The sequence below is a fragment of the Candidatus Methanomethylophilus sp. 1R26 genome (assembly GCF_001481295.1).
In the GTDB taxonomy this organism is placed as follows: Archaea; Thermoplasmatota; Thermoplasmata; order Methanomassiliicoccales; family Methanomethylophilaceae; genus Methanomethylophilus.
In genome coordinates, this window is sequence record NZ_LOPS01000022.1 from 1 (window position 1) to 15261 (window position 15261).

13 protein-coding genes and 3 pseudogenes are annotated in these 15261 nt (G+C 60.1%); 6 read left to right on the top strand and 10 right to left on the bottom strand.

What is annotated here, in order from left to right:
- Positions 1–204: 204 nt before the first annotated feature.
- From AUQ37_RS04845 to AUQ37_RS13580, 5 genes and pseudogenes are all read right to left on the bottom strand, one after another.
- Complete coding sequence (locus AUQ37_RS04845) at positions 205–777, bottom strand: hypothetical protein (RefSeq protein ID WP_157844289.1); 573 nt, start codon at positions 775–777, stop codon at positions 205–207.
- Between the two features lie 335 nt (positions 778–1112).
- A complete protein-coding gene (locus tag AUQ37_RS09960) occupies positions 1113–1679 on the bottom strand; it encodes a hypothetical protein (RefSeq protein ID WP_157844290.1) in 567 nt (188 codons plus the stop codon).
- A 96-nt stretch (positions 1680–1775) separates the two neighbouring features.
- Positions 1776–2654, bottom strand: coding sequence for a TIM barrel protein (locus tag AUQ37_RS04860; RefSeq protein ID WP_235584939.1), 879 nt, complete (start codon positions 2652–2654; stop codon positions 1776–1778).
- Entirely contained in the window at positions 2551–3297 is a 747-nt protein-coding gene (locus AUQ37_RS12320; RefSeq protein ID WP_235584940.1) for a DUF4443 domain-containing protein, read from the bottom strand. Before AUQ37_RS12320 ends, AUQ37_RS04860 begins: the two co-directional genes overlap by 104 nt.
- A 206-nt stretch (positions 3298–3503) precedes the next feature.
- Positions 3504–4741 (bottom strand): annotated as a pseudogene (locus tag AUQ37_RS13580) (methionine adenosyltransferase).
- Between the two features lie 123 nt (positions 4742–4864).
- On the opposite strand from AUQ37_RS13580, the gene AUQ37_RS04875 reads away from it, so the two are divergent.
- A complete protein-coding gene (locus AUQ37_RS04875) occupies positions 4865–5395 on the top strand; it encodes a CBS domain-containing protein (protein ID WP_058747665.1) in 531 nt (176 codons plus the stop codon).
- Between the two features lie 138 nt (positions 5396–5533).
- Here the strand turns inward: AUQ37_RS04875 and AUQ37_RS04880 are convergent, their stop codons facing one another.
- Together AUQ37_RS04880 and AUQ37_RS04885 are read right to left on the bottom strand one after the other, a co-directional pair.
- Positions 5534–6319, bottom strand: a complete 786-nt coding sequence (locus tag AUQ37_RS04880; RefSeq protein ID WP_201013759.1) for an MBL fold metallo-hydrolase — start codon at positions 6317–6319, stop codon at positions 5534–5536.
- Between the two features lie 33 nt (positions 6320–6352).
- Positions 6353–6568 (bottom strand): hypothetical protein, encoded by a 216-nt coding sequence (locus tag AUQ37_RS04885; protein ID WP_058747650.1) that lies wholly within the window; start codon positions 6566–6568, stop codon positions 6353–6355.
- A 108-nt stretch (positions 6569–6676) separates the two neighbouring features.
- Here AUQ37_RS04885 and rpe point away from each other — a divergent pair.
- The 4 genes and pseudogenes from rpe (at position 6677) to AUQ37_RS12335 (ending at position 11592) form a co-directional block, all read left to right on the top strand.
- Positions 6677–7332: pseudogene (rpe, locus tag AUQ37_RS04890) on the top strand (ribulose-phosphate 3-epimerase).
- 55 nt (positions 7333–7387) lie between these two features.
- Entirely contained in the window at positions 7388–8431 is a 1044-nt protein-coding gene (fen, locus tag AUQ37_RS04895) for a flap endonuclease-1 (RefSeq protein ID WP_235584945.1), read from the top strand.
- 63 nt (positions 8432–8494) lie between these two features.
- A pseudogene (gene ileS, locus AUQ37_RS04905) lies at positions 8495–10974 on the top strand (isoleucine--tRNA ligase); the annotation flags it as partial.
- A 159-nt stretch (positions 10975–11133) separates the two neighbouring features.
- Entirely contained in the window at positions 11134–11592 is a 459-nt protein-coding gene (locus AUQ37_RS12335) for a DUF5915 domain-containing protein (RefSeq protein ID WP_235584946.1), read from the top strand.
- On the opposite strand, the gene AUQ37_RS04910 is transcribed toward AUQ37_RS12335, so the two are convergent.
- Positions 11492–12946: a methylamine methyltransferase corrinoid protein reductive activase gene (locus AUQ37_RS04910; RefSeq protein WP_235584943.1), complete on the bottom strand. Its 1455-nt coding sequence runs from the start codon at positions 12944–12946 to the stop codon at positions 11492–11494. The two genes, AUQ37_RS12335 and AUQ37_RS04910, sit on opposite strands and share 101 nt — an antisense overlap.
- Here AUQ37_RS04910 and AUQ37_RS12340 point away from each other — a divergent pair.
- Positions 12938–13108, top strand: coding sequence for a hypothetical protein (locus AUQ37_RS12340; protein WP_235584944.1), 171 nt, complete (start codon positions 12938–12940; stop codon positions 13106–13108). The genes AUQ37_RS04910 and AUQ37_RS12340 overlap by 9 nt on opposite strands.
- Here the strand turns inward: AUQ37_RS12340 and AUQ37_RS04915 are convergent.
- Together AUQ37_RS04915 and AUQ37_RS04920 are read right to left on the bottom strand one after the other, a co-directional pair.
- Positions 13098–13916 (bottom strand): cobalamin-dependent protein, encoded by an 819-nt coding sequence (locus AUQ37_RS04915; protein ID WP_058747653.1) that lies wholly within the window; start codon positions 13914–13916, stop codon positions 13098–13100. The two genes, AUQ37_RS12340 and AUQ37_RS04915, sit on opposite strands and share 11 nt — an antisense overlap.
- The gene (locus AUQ37_RS04920) at positions 13916–15031 is read right to left on the bottom strand and encodes an MtaA/CmuA family methyltransferase (RefSeq protein WP_058747654.1); all 1116 of its coding nucleotides are present in this window, start codon (positions 15029–15031) and stop codon (positions 13916–13918) included. Before AUQ37_RS04920 ends, AUQ37_RS04915 begins: the two co-directional genes overlap by 1 nt.
- Positions 15032–15261 lie beyond the last annotated feature (230 nt).

The following is a 15261-nucleotide window of genomic DNA, read 5'->3' on the forward strand; positions in this document are numbered from 1 at the left end:
CCCTGTCGTAGGATCTTGACAACAGGTCTTCTTTGGTGAAGGAACGATGCATGAACACAAGCGGCCCGATGCGGTAAAACTCCTTGAAAGGCTTATGCTCCATCCTGCATGACTACTCGCAGATGTCTTCAAGTTTCAGATCGGTGATGATGTAGGTCGGCATGGTCTCTCACATGTTCATTGGGCCATTGTATTGACAGAATATCAACAGTCTGCCGGCACATATTTCTCAGCCCTCAGTATTATTCGTTTCAGTACGACGCACAGATATGATACGGGCCTGTTGAGACTGCCGTCGCTCGAATGTCTGTCGACCAACTGCATCCGGTATTTCTCCACCTCTCCGAGCTCCATGGCCTCGTCGAGGGGCGCAGTGTGCCATCTGCTGCCGTCCTCTGACGGGCGCCTGTTCTCCACCGTCACGAAATCATAAACCGGTCCGAACCTCTCTATGAGGCCTTTCACATCGGTCTTCTCCCTCGGGAACATCCAAACATCATGCCCTTTCATTTCCGGACGGTCGCTGCGGAGCTCGTCGAACAGATGCGCCATGGGCTCATATGTTCCTCCCTGTGAGCGGAACATGAATATCCCGTCCATGTCCAGGGCGCAGTATTGAAGCTCTTTGATTCCCTCAGGGGTCACGATCGGTCTGATGGACGGATGGTAGTGAGGATGCCAGCCGCCGCCCCACTGGTGGATTGCTATGAACTCTCCTTTCCGAAGGTACCAGCAGGCGAACGGGACCAGCAGACAGCTTCTCGCCATACTGGGCATGAAATTGCTTTCGAGTCTGCCGCCGACAGTATCGACAGGGCCGCACCGATAGAAGTTCAATTTATCCGGATCGGTCCCGAAATCGGCCCTGTCATAGGTTTCAGACAGCAGCTTTTCTTTGCTGGAACCGTATTTTTCGAAAGCAAGAGGGCCGAGGAGATGGACTTCGGACGGTTTAAATCCTTCCGATGAAAACCATAATAACCCTATGGGGGAGACAACAGGCGATTTGGGAGGTTCCGTAATATATGACGATTCGCAGAGACTCTCCATCTTCCGGTCTGTTATGATGAACGTCGACATTGTTTCTCGCGTATTCTTTTATATTCACTAGTTCAAACATATATGAGATATCCATAGAAAACATGGGCGGGGTATTGCGTTTCTGTGTGAAGTGCATGATGATAATGGCAAAATCCTGTATTTTTGATATCTGTATGTAAAATTGCATTTCCAGAAACTTCTTCACATATGACTGTCGGGGCGATCTTTCCCAATAAGCCGTATGAACGGGGGCGTGCAGCGTCCAACCGGAAATTTCCTAATTCAGGAACCTCTTCCTTCCATTCCTTTACCCTTCCAGATTCCCCGCCTCTGATAGGTCGGCCACCTCTTCCGGGATCGCCCTCAATGGGTACGGCTCCTCGTTCCTGTCGAAGTATTATCTCATCCTCCCCCCCATCATAGCAGAGGAAGCATCCTCCCTGGTAGAATTCCCCGTCCCTGCCCCATCTGTCGATGTACCGGTTCCCAATCGACCTTCTCCCGTTGAAGATCAGACCGTCCTCCGTCATGTCCCGGTCAAAGAAAACCTCGGAATCGTATTCCGGATCGGCTATGCACCCTGGAGTCCCGTCTTTGAACAGAATGGACCCGCTCGGCGAATGCTCCTCTCTGAACACACGGTCTGCGGGATTCCCCAGTCCTCCGTCATTTCGATACGGCCTGTAAAAGGCCCGTCTCGTTTCATCCTTGCTCCCGGATGCCTGACGAAGCGCTCATGGAAACAGGGAGCGCTGTCTGCTGAGATCCCCCCAGCGGTCACCTGAACCGCTGCCGTACAGTTCATGCGTCAGATACCTTGGGCGCACGGAATCGATGATCTCGCGGACCCTGGGGCTCGTGAACGGCCTGTGCTGATCGATCTCGGATGCGCGCCGGTAGGCGCGAGCGGTGAAGTCCTTCCAGGATTCGCCGTCATGCCTGCCGTCATCCTTTATCGAGCGCCTGAAGCTTCCGGAAAGGCTCAGCTGCAGATGCATCGTCATGATACGGTCGTCCATGTCCAATGGATACCTGTCTGTGACGGCGAGGACCGCATCTATGGCATCATCCTCTCTGTCAAGCCCGTCGACGGTGTTCATGAGGTGTCCGGTGTCGAGGGTGAACCCCCAGTTGTCGAACTCCAGCTTCCGCTCGAGGACCTTCCATTCGCCCGGGCCGCGGAGCTTGAGGCCTTCCCACCACAGGTTCTCGAACGCCAGCGTGAACGGGGGCTCCCCCAGGGGGAAGGGGCTTACAACCCGGTTCATCAGCTCGGCGAAATCCTCAATGATGCGCAGGTCGTCGCTCTCGTGCTTCCTCTTCAGGACCTGCCTCATGTCCGTGTTGCCTGCATGCATGACCCCGTACGCGGGCTTGACCGCTGCGGCGCAGCGGATGGCCTTCCTCACCGTGGAGACGACCTCCTCCCTGTCCCTGCCGAACGAGAAATATGTTAGGTCCTCGCCTTCCGTCCCCTCGTAGAGGCGGCCTTCCCATGCACTGTGCCAGTCAATCGCATAAGGCAGATGGACCGATGTTATGCCTGGAACTCCGATGTATTCCCTGCCGACAGGGGAGACCAGCGTGAAGAGCTCCAGCCCCCCGATCCCCATCCCTGCAAGCCGGTCCCCGAGGGGACCCTCCCCCGGCACATCCGCGAGAGGCTCGAAAACCGACCAGCTGTGAAGATGCTTCATCCGCGTCAGATGAGATCGAAAGCAGCATTGAGGGCCGCGACGACGGCCTGGATCTTCGTATCGCCGCTGCCGACGATGATCGCGTCATCAGGCGTGATGGCCGTGCCTTGCGGATCTTGTAGGCAAGTTCGGGGGAGTGCTCATCGAGGCTCCAATCCGGCGGTATCATGAGCTTGCCGTCGCGGATGACCAGGGTGGTGCATCCGGTGGCCCCGGCCTTGATGCCTGCATCCCTCTGCTCCATGCCGTTGACTATCTTCTTCGCCACCCCGTATACGATCACAGACTGCTGGACCGGACCGGTGATCGAGAGGGCCTCGAGCTGCACGTCCGACAGGCGCAGCGGGATCTGCTCCAGGAACGCCTTGCCCGAACTGGTTATGGAGATCCCGGTCTGGCGGATCAGGACGAACCCCCACTCGGTGAACTTCTCGAGGATGCGGCGCATGCTGCCCTCGCCGACGCCCACCTCCGCCGCCAGGCGCTTGCGGCCCATCGTCCTCCCGTCCGAGAGTATGTAGAGGGCATAGTAGACGTTCGCGTCGGTAAAGCGGAACATCGGACCGTAGGCCGGAATATCCATGATTTTCATGTTAACGTCGGACTCCTCGGGCCTAACGGCCCAGATATGATGGATGATGCTGCTGTTGGAGCAGTAATCATTATCAGTTTGTAATCCAGCTCGTCAGTATAAATAATTGATTAAGTGCATGTTTGAAATCGTTTGAGAAGCGGTCCGGAGGGGCCTCGCGGCCCCCTCCGGACTCAGAAGGTCTGGATCTTGCCGGCGATGATCTTCTCGGAGACCTTGTCGATGTTGTCGAGCCAGTCGGCGGCGATCTCGTAGGCCTCGCCCTTCCATTTGCCGATCTTGGAATCGAGCAGCTTGGAATCGTCCGAGATGATGTTGATGCTGGCGTTCAGCGGGTCGGAGATGGTGTGGCCGATCTGCGAGAGCAGGCGGACATTGATCTCGGCGTCCCCGCCGACGACCTTGGCGACATCGTTGGCGATGATGTTGGACAGGACGTTGTAGATCTTCCCCACATGGGTGATGGGGTTCTTCCCGGATGTGGCCTCCATGGACATGGGCCTGAACGGGGTGATGAGGCCGTTGCACCTGTTGCCGCGTCCGACGGACCCATCGTCCCCCATCTCTTGGGACAGCCCGGTGACGGTGAGGTAGTAGACCCCGCGCTTGTAGTCATCGCCGGTGTTGACATCGACCTTGAGCTTCTCTTTCTTGCCGTACTTCTCGATGATGCCGGCGCCGAAGTCCTCGACGGACTTGGTGAGCTGCTCGATGGCGGATTTGTACGCGGTGGGGTCCTCGATGAACCTGTCTACCATGGCGGCGGCGATGGTCATGGTGATCTCGCTGCGACCCTGGAGCACATGACCTTGACATCCTGCCCGACCTCGGGAAGGGTCTTCTTGAGCTTCCCGTTGATGTAGTTCTCGGTCTGCTTGGTAAGCTGGTCGGTGACAGAGAAGGGAGCATATCCCACTCCGAACGAGGTGTCGTTGGACAGGAAGTTGGATGCCTTGTAGACCCCGGTCAGGTCGTCGGAGCCCATGCCGAGCTTGGTATCTAGGATGACATCGGAATCGACGTCGAGGTACGGGTAGGTCTTCTTCAGGTATTTCCTGACTCCCTTGAGGGCGGTGGACTCGACAGGGAGGCCGTACTCCTTGCCGTCCTTCTCGATGTAGGTGGTCGCCCTTCCGTCCATGAGGATGTAGACGGGCTTGACGATCACTCCTCCGCCGAAGGCAGGACGGGAGATACCGGCCACGACCTCGGTCTGGTCGGTGTTATGGTGGAGGACGTGGCCGACCTCCTTTATGTACATGGCGCAGAGGGACTCGGACACGGTCTCGGCGACACCGTCGGCGACGGAGTCGGGATGGCCGATACCTTTTCTCTCGACGATCTCGATCTGCCTCTTGGGGACAGGGACCTGCTCGATCCCGTTGACGTAGATATTCTTCTTGGACGCCATATGCTTCACTTTAAAAATTCGTAGACTTTAATGGTAAATAATATGGATTGATGGTTATATTCAAATAAGCATAAATGATAACCTCCCGACATGAAATTCCCGCCTGCATCCGATATCCGGAGAATGAGAAAGGCGATGGATGTTACCCAGACGGAACTCGCAAAACAGTCCGGCGTCTCGCAGAGCACTATCGCCAAGATCGAGAGGGGCCGCATATCGGCCAGCTATGATACGGTGGTCAGGCTGTTCGAGACCCTTGACGACATGGCCAAGGGCGGCAAGCACGATATCACCGCGGCCGACGTGGCCTCCAAGGACATCGTCAGCGTCCAGAGCACCGACAGGGTGCGCGTGGCCTCCGAGCTGATGAGGACGACCGGGTTCTCCCAGCTCCCAGTACTGAAAGGGGACACCCCCGTCGGCAGCATCTCGGAGAAAAGCATCTTCGAGAAGATCCGCGCCGGGAAGACCATGGAGGAGCTAAAGGACGCCCAGGTGTCGGCAGTGATGGACGACTCCTTCCCGGTTGTCAACGAGACAACCCCGGTCTCCTCGGTGACCGCGATGATGAGCGACTGCGGCGCGGTCCTCGTCGCGAAGAAGGGGAAGCTCGTCGGCATGATAACCAAGGCCGACATCCTGAAACTGGTCTGACCCAGCCTCGGCGGATCTCGGTCAGCCCGGCCCTGGAAAGACGGTAATGGCACATGTCCGACGGTATGCGGAGATTATCCCCGAAGACCGCGCGGGCATCGTTCTCGACGGGCCCGGCATCCTTCCCGAACCTCCCGCTCAGGTGCACCAGGAACAGGTACCTGCAGCCGGCCTCCAGCGCGTCGCGGGCCGCCTCGGCCGCCGTGCTGTGGAAACGCTCCTCGGCCATGGCGCCTCGGCAGAAGAGTAAGTCGATTCATGGATGATCGCATCTGCGCCCCGCGACGCTTCCACGATCGATCTGCAGGGACGCGTATCGCCGGTGTAGACCACCGACAGACCTGGATGGGGCGGGCCCGTGATGTCCTCCAGCCTGACCCCCCTGACGGCGCTCCCCCTTTCCAGCTCGGAGAACTCCGGACCGGTTATGCCGTATCCCTTCGCTTTCTGGGCATCGATCTTCCCGCGCGAGGGCGGCTCGGACAGCCTGTATCCTACGGACGGCACCCCGTGGACGGTCTCGAACGCCTTCGCCTCCAGGTTCCCGACGGCCACACTGTCTCCGGGCGACAGGTCCCTCGAATCGACCTTGTAATCGAACTCCCCGCCGCAGACCCTGTTCACCTTGTCCAGGGCATCGGAGAACCCCTCGGGCCCGCATACTGTGAGCGGGTCCTTCCTGCCCAGGAGCCCCATCGTCTGCATCAGGCCCGGGAGCCCGTAGAAATGGTCCCCGTGGAGATGCGTCACCAGGACCGCGGAGACCTTCATGAGGGAGAACGGGGAGACCATCAGCTGGCGCTGGGTCCCCTCCCCGCAGTCGAAGAGGACCACCTCCGGCCCGCTGCGGACAGCGACGCAGGGAAGGGCCCTTTCCCTGGACGGGACGCTCGCCCCGGTCCCCAGGAAAAGCAGGTCCATCATCCCGTGCGCCTCGGATAAGATCCCGGAACGTTCTCAGTACACGGAGTCCAGGGACCTCTCGGTCTTGGTCTCCTTCTTGTACTGCTTGTAATGCTCTTTGCAGAGATGGACCGAACGCGCCCCGCTGTCCTTCAGTTTCAGAGAGCATTTCGCAACCTGTTTCATATTGAGGGAGCGCTCAGCTTCGCAGCTGCAGCCCTCCACATCGCATACATCGACCTTGGCCCCGTGGCCAGCCGTTCCCGACATGCTGCGGTCATCGCCGTCGGACTATAAATTTCGGACGGTCGTTCAAAAGACCCAGCATACGTATGTCAGACGGCAATACTTTTTACCTGATTCAGCGATTGGCGGTGCATGACAAAGATTGCCCCGTCGATGCTCTCGTGCGACTTCTCCCGGCTCGGGGAGGAGCTGGCGAGGATAGAGAGGTCCGGGGCCGACTGGGCCCACCTTGATGTGATGGACGGGATGTTCGTCCCCAATCTGACCTTCGGAGCGCCTGTGATAAAATGCGCCAGGAAATGCTGCGGGCTGCCGTTCGACGCCCATCTCATGATCGAGGACCCCGTGCGCTATGTGGAGGACTTCGCGAAGGCAGGATGCGATTCGATCACCGTGCATGCGGAGGCCGAAGGCGACGTGATGGCCGCCGTGAAGAAGATCAAAGACCTCGGCCTGAGGGCCGGGATCACCATCAACCCGCCCGCGGACATCAGCATGCTGGACCCGTACCTGGACAAGGTCGATATGGTGCTCATCATGACCGTGACGCCGGGTTCGGCGGGCAGAAGTTCCATCCGGAGTGCCTGCCCAAAATAGAGGCGGTCAGGAGATGGGCCGACGACCACAACCCCGGCTTGGACATCTCCGTCGACGGGGGGATAAACTGTGAGACCGGGAAACTGTGCACCGATGCCGGCGCCAACGTCCTCGTCGCCGGAAGCGCCCTGTTCGGCCTTCCGGACATGACCGGTGAGATAGCCGTGTGGAAGAGGTTCGGGAGGGACTGATACGGGGGTAAACCTGTCCGACCTCATCGAGGCCAAGCAGATCGAGCCTTCGGACCTGGGCGGCAGGAAGGTGGCGATAGACACCTACAACATCGCCTACCAATTCATGTCGGCCATCCGCCAGCCGGACGGGTACCCGCTGTGCGACAGTAGGGGGAGGACCACGTCGCACCTCACGGGGCTCCTGCACAGGAGCGCCAGCCTCGTGGAGGCCGGCATTGAGCCGATCTTCGTCTTCGACGGCAAGCCCCATCCCCTGAAGCGCGCGACCCTCGATGAGAGGAGAGCCCGCCGGGACGAGGCCGAGAAGGAATGGAGGGAGGCGGTCGAGCGGGGGGATTTGAAGACAGCCCGCACGAAGGCCCAGCAGACATCGAGGATGACCGAGGATGTCAGGGAATCGGCGAGAGAGCTCATCGGGCTCATGGGGTTCCCTATCGTCCAGGCGCCCTCGGACGGGGAGCAGGAGGCCGCGTACATGTGCATCAGAGGGGATGTCTACGCCGCCGCGTCCCAGGATTACGATTCCCTCCTCTTCGGGACCCCGACCCTGGTGAGGAACCTCACCCTCACAGGCAGGAGGAAAGTACCGGGAAGGGACGTCTACAGGGAGATAAAGACGGAGATCATCGACTCGGCCGAATGCCTGTCCGCACTCGGGATCACCCGCGGGCAGCTTGTCGATATGTGCATGCTCATGGGAACGGACTTCAATGCCGGAATCAAGGGAATCGGGCCCAAGAAGGCGCTGAAGTACATCCGTGACAACGGGGACTTGGAGCATGTCCTCGCCAGGATCGGGGAGGACATACCCGACCGCGATGAGATCAGGGACATCTTCCTGAACTACAAAGGAGCCGACGGATACGATACCCAGTACTCCGAGCCGGACCGCCAGGCGTCATCGATATGCTTGCCGGGTACGATTTCTCCGAGGACAGGGTGGCGGCCGCCCTCGACAGGATCGATAAAGCGCGCGCCGAGCAGAAGAAGAGGCGCCAGCAGAGGTCCCTGGACGCGTTCTTCTGAAGCGGCCTGCGGACAGGCGCATGAAGACCCAGCAGTCCGATGCAGTTCCGGGCTTCGGCAAGCTATATAACATCGGAGCCGATGGTCGGGCCGTGAACGGCGGCAAGATATACCCCGTTCAGAAGGACGAGCGATGATAAAGCAGATCCAGGCCAGTTATTCCGCCCCCAAGGCGGAGAAGGACGTCCAGGAGCTCTGGGCGTCGGAGCATGCATACGAGAAGACCAAGGAACTGAGGGAGCACGGACCGGCGTTCTACTTCCTCGACGGCCCCCCTTACACGACGGGATCGATCCACCTCGGGACGGCGATGAACAAGACGGTCAAGGACATCCTCATCCGCTACTGGAGGATGAACGGCTACAATGTCCGCGACCAGCCCGGGTTCGACATGCACGGCCTCCCCATCGAGGTCCAGGTCGAGAAGAAGATCGGGGTCCACTCCAAGAAGCAGATCACCGACGAGATCGGCATAGACAAGTTCGTCACGACCTGCCAGGACTTCGCCTACGGGCTGCATGCCAGCATGACCGACGCGTTCAAGAGGCTGGGCGTCTGGATGGACTGGGACCGTCCCTACCAGACCCTGAAGCTCGACTACATGGAGTCCGCCTGGTGGACCGCCCAGCAGGCGTTCAAAAAGGGCTGCTGAAGGACTCGTCCAGGGTCGTCACCTGGTGCCCCCGCTGCGAGACCGCCCTCGCCGAGGCCGAGATAGACTACTGGGACGAGACCGACCCCTCCGTGATGGTCAGGTTCCCCCTGGCCGACGGGAGCGGGACGTCGCTCCTCATCTGGACCACCACCCCCTGGACCCTGCCCTCCAACGTGGCCGTGGCCGTCCACCCGGACGAGACCTACGCCAGGGTCCTCATGAAAGCGGAGGACGGCAGGTCCGAGACCGTCATCATAATGAAGTGCCAGGCAGAGTTCGTCATGCAGAAGGGAGGCTACACCTCCTTCGAGATCCTCGGCGAGATGCAGGGGAAGGACCTGGTCGGCACCGGCTACGTCCCGCCCTTCGAGATCGGGGACTGCCTGAAGAGGACCGACTACACCTACAAGGTCGTCACCGCCGATTACGTCGAGAAGGACAACACCGGGCTGGTCCACACCGCGACCGGGTTCGGTCCCGACGACTTCGAGACCGGCAGGAGGTTCGGCATCCCCGCGTTCTGCCCGGTGGACGAGTCCGGAAGGTTCACGCAGGACTTCCCGATGATGGCCGGCAAGAAGGTCCGCACCTGCAACGATGAGGTCATCAAATACCTGCAGGACAAGGGCATCCTCTACAACACCTCCAAGATCAAGCACAGGTACGGCCACTGCTGGAGATGCAAGACCCCCATAATCTACAGGAACACCCGCCAGTGGTTCATCGAGGTCCCCAAGGTGAAGGACACCATGCTATCCGAGATTGACCGCGTCAAATGGACCCCCGAGTGGGCCGGCGCCGCCAGGGAGAAGAACTGGGTGGAGGGCGCCCGCGACTGGTGCGTCTCGAGGCAGAGGTTCTGGGGCATCCCCCTCCCCATCTGGGAATGCTCCTGCGGCGAGAAGAAGGTCGTCGGCCAGTACGACGAGTTGAAGGAAGGCGAGGGGTACACCGAGGGCATGGACACCCACCGCCCCTGGATCGACGGCGTGACCTTCAAGTGCCCCAAGTGCGGCGGCACCATGCGCAGGATCCCCGACGTCATGGACGTCTGGTTCGATTCCGGCGTCGCAGCATGGGCGGACCTCGGTTACCCCCACAGGAAGGAGGAGTTCCAGAAATGGTGGCCCCCGAAGTTCATCGTCGAGGCCCAGGACCAGACCCGCGGATGGTTCTACACCCAGCTGGCGGCCGGCGTCGTCTCCTTCGGGCGCGCCCCGTACGACGAGGTGATGATGCACGGGTGGATGCTCGATTCCAAGGGCAGGAAGATGTCCAAGTCCCTCGGTAACGTCGTCACCCCCGAGGAGGTCATCGACCAGTACGGCGCCGACGCCCTCAGGTTCTACATGATCATGGTCAACGCCCCCTGGGAGGACACCTCCTTCCAGAAGACCGGCCCCAAGGACGCCTGGAAGGTGCTCAACACCTTCTGGAACGTCATCAACTTCGCGGCCATGTACATGTCCATGGACGGGTACGACCCCGCTGAGCACAGCCTCGAGAGCATCATGCCCCACCTCAGGAACGAGGACAAATGGATGCTCTCCAGGACGGAGAAGATGAAGGCGGCCGTGACCGAGGGCATCGAGAGCAGGGAGCTCCAGAAGGTCGCCCGCGCGCTGTCCGACTACATCATGGAGGACCTCTCCCGCTGGTACCTGCACCTGATAAGAGACAGGAGCTGGGACGAGGAGAGCTCGGAGGACAAGACCGCCTCCTACTTCATGCTCCACCGCTCGATCATGAGCGCGGCCATAGCCCTCGCCCCGGTCTGCCCGCACATCTCGGAGATCGCTTACGGCGCCATGGACGGGAAGAAGCTCACCGTCCACATGGAGGACTGGCCCAAGCCCGATATGAGCCTGGTGAACGAGGACCTCGAGCACAGCATGTCCCTGATCCAGAACATCATCGAGACCGTCGCGGCCGAGAGGGCCAAGACCGGGTCCAAGCTCAGGTGGCCGCTGAAGGCGGTCTACGTCCGCGGGGCCGACGAGAAGGTCAACTCGCTCGTGAAGGTCTTCGATTCTGTCCTGGCGCAGCAGGGCAACATCAAGAGCATCGATTACCTCCCGCCCAACGGAGAGGTCGTCGGCAAGAGCGATATCGAGCCGGTGCCGTTCTCGGAAGGGGAGCTCTTCATCGATTTCGAGATCACTCCCGAGATCGAGGCCGAGGGATACGCCCGCGAGCTGATCAGGAGGATCCAGCAGATGAGGAAGGACATGAAGCTGAACGTCGAGGACTACATCAACGTCGACGTGAGGCCGAGCCCCGCCTCACCGCCCTGTTCGAGACCTGGAAGGACCACATCATGTCCGAGGTGCGCGCCAAGCAGATCGTCTTCACCGACGAGCCCGCCGCGAGTCCGTCAAGGACTGGGACATCACCGGGAAGAACGTCACCATCGGAGTGGCGTCCACCAGGATCTGAAACCCTTCGGGAAAGGGGAGCGCCCTCCCCCGCACCTTTTTATCGGTTTTCGACCGACAGCCGGCTCCAGTCGAAGACCTTGTCGGGGCAGTTGTCACGGCACCTGGCACATGCTGTCCCCAGGCACCTCCCGGCATTGATGGCGAACTTCCTCCCGTTCTTGGTAAGGGCCTTCTCAGGGCAGTTGCGGACGCATGCCATGCACCCGCTGCAATCCCATTCGCCGGCCAGGGACGTCTGCAGATCGAACATCTCGAAAGATTCCCCGATGTCGTCTATGTCCCGATCGGAGGTCTTCACAACATCCGAATCCGAGATCTCATCGAGATATCCGTCAAGACCCAGATCGGCGAGAGTGCGCCTGTAGCGGTCTGGAGGCATACCCTCGGTCCAATAGGCGAGCTCGTTCACATAGAGGTCCCTGAACACGTCGGATGATGCGAACATGACGTGCTCGGCGAGAAGCTTCTTCCTCATCTCGTTCAGCTGCGCCAGCCTGCCCGGGTCCAGTGCCAGGCTGCGGGCGAGACGGAGAGAGGTGTTCCCCACCTGTATGATGCGATGGGCCTGCGGGGGGACCATGCCCAGGGCCTTGGCCTTGATCGGGTCCACATAGGTCCCGGAGGCCCCGGCCATGTACATCGTGCCTATCTCCTTCTGAGATACGCCCGCCTTCACCATGAGGGTCATCTGCCCGGCGCGTATGGCCCCGATGGCCTTTCCTGCCTCCTGCAGGTCCTTGGTGGAGAACGATATGCCGCGTGCCACCGGGATGGAATCTCCGCGGACCTCCGGAAGCACGATGCGCTCGTCCTGGATGCCGGCATAGATGAGGGCGACGGTGCCGGTGCCGGTGATCCCGACTGGTGCCAGACCGCCCTTCCGGACGAAACAGCTCCTCATGTTGATCAGGGGGCCGTCCTGGGCCTCCATGGACCTGTTCAGGACCTTGCACCTCCAGCCTTCCGGGATCCTCTCCAGGTCGCTAAGTGCGCCGGGCCCCGCAAGCATCCCCGAGGAGATCTGCTGGCCTTCGAGAGCAGGCCCGGCAGCTGCCGAACCGGTGCAGATGCGGTCGCCCACTTTGATCGCCATCTCGGCGTTGGTGCCGTAATCCGTCACCATGCACATATCGTCGTCCAGGAACCCGGAGCATACCATCATGGCAAGGGCGTCGGCCCCGATCTCATGGCGGACGGCCGGCGGAATGACGACCTCCACATCCGGGCCGAGGCCGACAGCATCCCCTGATATGATGCGCCCGCTCCGGTCCACCTCCGGGACACCTTCGTCAGCGAGCTTGTTCTTTCCGGCATAGGCGAGGTCGCGGATCTCCACCCCCTGGAACAGGGAGAGCTGTATCGGGTTCCCGCAGACGGCCAGGCGGCAGATCCCCTCCGCCTTCAGCCTTGACAGGAGCTCGCCGACGGCCGACCGGAGGATGCTGCCTGCAGTGTCGGTCCCGCGTTCGATGGCGAACGTGAGGTGATCCATCACATTGGAGCCGGGAAGAGGTTCCTGGAGGTCACGCAGGTGCGCACGACCCCGCCCGATTCCAGGTCGAGCAGTTGTGCGCGCATCCCGCTCGTGCCGATATCCAGAGCTACCGCTGTTCTCCCCATATCATCTCACGACCGCCGCCGGCTCACTCCCTGAAGTCCTTCCACTGCTTCGTGCCCTGGCATATGCCGGTGGCATCGCGGACGGTCTCCAGGGGGGTCTTGGTGTACAGAGCGTTGCTGAAGGTATCGACGAAGGCCTTGGAGACCGCCGCCCCTCCGCACGCCACCGGAACGCCGGTCTTCTGGAGCTCCAGGAGGAGCGCCGTATCCTTCAGTCCGGCCTTGGTGGTGCTCATGAGGGTCGAGCCGCATACCATCTGCACATTGTTCTTCTTCACGATCTCGAGGACCTTCTCCTTCGGAACGTCTCTGCCGATATCGATCACCTCGAACCCGTTGGCCCTGAGGATGGCGGCGCAGATGTTCTTCCCGATATCATGGAGGTCTCCCTCGGCCACGAAGGAGGCGATGACGCCCTTCTTCGGAACATCTCCGATCTTCTTCTGGCACAGTGAGATCCCTCCCTGCATGGCGTCGTTGGACATGAGGATCTCGGGGACATACGACCTGCCCTCGTCGTAAAGCTCGCACTGCACCTGGATCCCGGGCATGAGCGCGTGGCTGACGATGTCCACCGGATCGTATCCGTTCTTGAGAAGGGCGCTGACCTTCTCCTCAACGATCTTCCTCTTCCCGTTGAGGACGCCGTCGGATACCTCGGCATACTCCTTCTTGTCGGAGTAGTACATCTTCTTGAGCTTCTTGGCATCGGCCGCCTTCTTGGTATCGGGCTCGACGAAGCCCAGTTCGGCCGCCATGCCCTCGTTCACGAGCTGATTGAACCTCACCGGGTCCTTTTGCTTCAGTTCGTACATTCCCTGCATCATGACGTCCATGTGCATCAGAAACCGCCTCCTGCATTGATGCTGATATTACCCATCGCCCTGAGGCTCTTGGCCTTGGCCGCTCCGAGAGCGCGGACACAGTCCTCCACATCGCAGCAGTCGGGTATCGGCGTGTCGTGGCAGGCCTTCACATAGGCCTTCAGGTTGGCGAGCGGGGTCCCGTTCGACACATCGCAGGCAGTCCCCACTACATCCACGCCCTCGCGGATGCACTGGGCAGTCCGGCGGTAGACCTGCTCCGGAGTCCCGTTGGGCATCAGATCGATGACATCGAGGCTTCCGAGGCAGCGCATCTCGTTGCCCAGCTGCATCCTGACATACCATGCCGGCGGGGCATCGAAGGAGAAGCAGTCCATGTGGCTCTGGCGGATGTACGGCAGAAGCTTCTCGGTATGCCCGCACATATGGAGGATCTTGGGGGCGCTGATGCTCCTGGCCATCTTCTGATGGTACGGGAGGACGAATTCCTTGTAGGTCTCCGGTGAGATCAGGTCGCCTGATGCAGACGGGTCCGCAGGGAACAGGATGTGCGCTCCCGCCGCCACCTGGCGCCGGCCGTATTCTATGCAGAATTCGGTCGCCGCCTCGATTGCTTCGTGAGCCTTCTCGGGGTTGGTGACGGTCATCATGACCAGGTTCTCCACCCCCATGATGTGCCCGGCGACGGTGAACGGCGCCGTGATGACCGGGATGATGGGCAGATCGCCGCAGTACCTCTCCCGGAGGATGCTTATCGCCTCCAGAACTACTGCGGGCCTCCCCTTCTTGTAGAAATTGTCATCCCAGGTGATGTCCTTGGGGTCCTTGTAGGCCGGCCCGGTCACAGGCGGCCGGTCGGGCTTGCTCCAGTCCAGCTTGCATCCGAGGACCTCTGCTTCCAGCGAGATATCGAACTGCGGCCTTGCCGCCTCTATCCCGCACACTTCCCATGGGGCGGCCGCGAGATCTGCCATCATCTTCGCGTCCTTGTGCGCCTTCGGCCAAGTTGCCTTGGCGAACTTCATCATGTCCTGCGTGGTCTGCGCCAGAGGATTTGCGGGCGGAACATAATCTGTCCTACCTCCGAGAACCGCAGCCAAAACACGCCTGGTAGGCGTCATCTCAGATACCATTCTTCCACCTCAGTTTAGACCGCCGATAGGCAGCGGCCATGGTATAGAGATCCATCCACAGACTATAAGCGAAAAATTGCGAACTTGTTTATTGCATTACATCAATGATTGATGTATTATTAAAAACGGCCTTTCTGTCAAGTTGTATTGTTTTTATTTAAGTATAGTGGCGAATGTCAGAGATTCGCTCTTGAAATCATGATGATACGGAATGGCCGGCAGCGAAGGGG

Bases quoted from the DNA above. Each gene is read 5' to 3' on its own strand.
- AUQ37_RS04845 (WP_157844289.1), bottom strand. From the start codon at position 777: ATGCCCAGTATGGCGAGAAGCTGTCTGCTGGTCCCGTTCGCCTGCTGG.
- AUQ37_RS04860 (WP_235584939.1), bottom strand. From the start codon at position 2,654: ATGGGGATCGGGGGGCTGGAGCTCTTCACGCTGGTCTCCCCTGTCGGC.
- AUQ37_RS12320 (WP_235584940.1), bottom strand. From the start codon at position 3,297: ATGTTCCGCTTTACCGACGCGAACGTCTACTATGCCCTCTACATACTC.
- AUQ37_RS04875 (WP_058747665.1), top strand. From the start codon at position 4,865: ATGAGAAAGGCGATGGATGTTACCCAGACGGAACTCGCAAAACAGTCC.
- AUQ37_RS04880 (WP_201013759.1), bottom strand. From the start codon at position 6,319: ATGATGGACCTGCTTTTCCTGGGGACCGGGGCGAGCGTCCCGTCCAGG.
- AUQ37_RS04885 (WP_058747650.1), bottom strand. From the start codon at position 6,568: ATGTCGGGAACGGCTGGCCACGGGGCCAAGGTCGATGTATGCGATGTG.
- AUQ37_RS04910 (WP_235584943.1), bottom strand. From the start codon at position 12,946: ATGGATCACCTCACGTTCGCCATCGAACGCGGGACCGACACTGCAGGC.
- AUQ37_RS04915 (WP_058747653.1), bottom strand. From the start codon at position 13,916: ATGCACATGGACGTCATGATGCAGGGAATGTACGAACTGAAGCAAAAG.
- AUQ37_RS04920 (WP_058747654.1), bottom strand. From the start codon at position 15,031: ATGGTATCTGAGATGACGCCTACCAGGCGTGTTTTGGCTGCGGTTCTC.